Source organism: Lysobacter fragariae, from assembly GCF_054779775.1.
This window is the reverse complement of sequence record NZ_BAAGXP010000020.1, coordinates 1-2,123: the sequence shown is the minus strand read 5'-3', so window position 1 is coordinate 2,123 and position 2,123 is coordinate 1. Positions and strand designations below refer to the sequence as shown.

Annotated in this window: 2 protein-coding genes; both read left to right on the top strand. The window is 56.6% G+C overall.

Annotation, left to right across the window (positions count from 1 at the left end; all coding sequences use genetic code 11):
- The first annotated feature begins 203 nt into the window (after positions 1-203).
- Positions 204-662, top strand: coding sequence for a VOC family protein (locus ACYVD7_RS14320; RefSeq protein WP_460764564.1), 459 nt, complete (start codon positions 204-206; stop codon positions 660-662).
- A gap of 582 nt (positions 663-1,244) precedes the next feature.
- The gene (locus ACYVD7_RS14315) at positions 1,245-1,595 is read left to right on the top strand and encodes a hypothetical protein (protein ID WP_460764562.1); all 351 of its coding nucleotides are present in this window, start codon (positions 1,245-1,247) and stop codon (positions 1,593-1,595) included.
- Positions 1,596-2,123: the final 528 nt, after the last annotated feature.

The following is a 2,123-nucleotide window of genomic DNA, read 5'->3' as shown; positions in this document are numbered from 1 at the left end:
CTCCTGGAATATTCTGGATTAGCTATGGCCTTCGCGCCTTTCTCCTAAGCGCTCTTGTAGCAGGCGCAGTTTCAAGTGCGCTGACGCTGGCAAGGCCGGATGAGGGCTAACAATTCATTCAAGCCGAAGCCGCTTCGCGGCTCGGCTTAATTCAGGCGTTAGGCCGCGTATGTAGTACTTCAGTCGCTCGGGAGGAATAGCACATGATCGCTGGCGCAAGATATGGGCACACCAACCTGGTTGCGAATGACTGGAGAGCACTCTCCCGCTTCTACCAGGAGTTATTTGGCTGCGTTCCCGTCCCGCCGGTGCGCGATTTCCAGGGTCCCGATCTGGAGCGCGGCACTGGAATACCGGGCGCTGAGTTGCGTGGTGAGCATTTGCGTTTACCGGGACACGGTCCGGATGGGCCGACGCTTGAGATCTTCAACTACAACATTCTCAAGGAGAGTGTTGAGTCCGCAGTGAACCGCCCCGGATTTGGCCACATTGCGTTCGTCGTAGATGACGTACCGACCGCACGAGAGGCTGTGCTAGCAGCGGGAGGCCGCTCGGTTGGAGAGGTCGTTACACTGACCAACGCATTGGGTAAAAGGCTCACATGGGTCTATGTCACAGACCCGGAGGGCAACATTCTTGAGCTTCAGTCGCAACCCAAGTAACAGTGGCTTCGGGCATTCCGGTCCGCGGCCTAACAGTTCATTCAAGCCGAAGCCGCTTCGCGGCTCGGCTTAATTCAGGTGTTAGCCCCAATGAGAATTGTCTTGGTCGTCCTAATGGCATTCTGTCTTTGTGGTTGCCACACTCTTTGCGTTACATCCCATGTGGCCGATGTGCTGATGACAGGAGTGGATCCTGGCAGGTGCGCGTCTGTCCACCACTCACCCAGCAAAGACAAGTCCGCGTTTATTCGACTTGCGACAACCGTGCCGGACACCACAGGACTCCCCTATGGCCTTACGGGCGTTGACGCAAAATCATTCGACTCACCGGATCGTATTGGTATCTACGTTCCGGCAGGTCGCAGGACTATTTGGTATTCCTGCCCCAACACCCCCGCTACAAACGACAGCCCTCACCTTACATATGACTTTGCCGCCGACGGTGGGTACGAGCTTGTTTGCGCTACCGGCACTGAAAGCTATATTCACCAGTTGCCGTGATTGGGGCTAACAATTCATTCAAGCCGAAGCCGCTTCGCGGCTCGGCTTAATTCAGGTGTTAGGCGCCACTGGAGATCATCGATGTTCGATTGGTTTAAAAAGAAGAAGCTCGCTGGTCCGGACTTCTCCTCGCTGAATTCCCGAGAAAAGGCTGAGGCCGCTGCACGGCAGGGCGAACTCGTACCTATGCTGCTAATGCCTGAGGAGTTTGGCGGCGAACCTATCGACCTAAATGTCGTGTTTGTCCCGGCTTGGGCCGCGGAGCAGAAGAACAGGATAGATATGGGCACCATCCTTCCGCTTGGCCAGAGCGGAAAGATCAGCAAGTACTCCGCGCAACCATCCTACAAAGGTGACAGCTTTATTCCCTCATCCGTCACTGTTCGCGCGTATGAACCGGGCGACTTCACCGCGACCATTGAGATTTGGTAGTGCCTCGGGTGGCGCCTAACAATTCATCCAAGGCGAAGCCGCTTCGCGGCTCGCCTTAATTCAGGTGTTATGTGCCGCAAAATAGACTTCGGGGCAAAGAGCGTTTCGCTGGCCTCCGTCATGAGCGGCAAGTGAGTATCCGGTGGCGCCCGGGTTTTTGCTGCGAGAGTTTTCAGCTTCGCTTGGCACCGCGCAGCGGTCGCTTTTTTTGGCGCTCCGGATCGGCAGTCACTTCCCGGTCTTTGCCAGGTTGGCGGCGGATGGTTTCCGGTAAGGCGCGCCGGCAATCTCGCAGCCAACACATCGCCTTTCACGGTCAGAGCCTTCCCGTCGTGGACGCGCCGGCCTTTCGTACTTTGCACGGCACTGGGCTAGAGTTAGCACATAACAGTTCATTCAAGCCGAAGCCGCTTCGCGGCTCGGCTTAATTCAGGTGTTAGGCGGTCGCTGCGAGAGATTTGTGGGTGTTCAGTTACAGCGCGTCAACGACGCCGGCACCCGACGCAACCGCACATCGAGTTTTCCAGT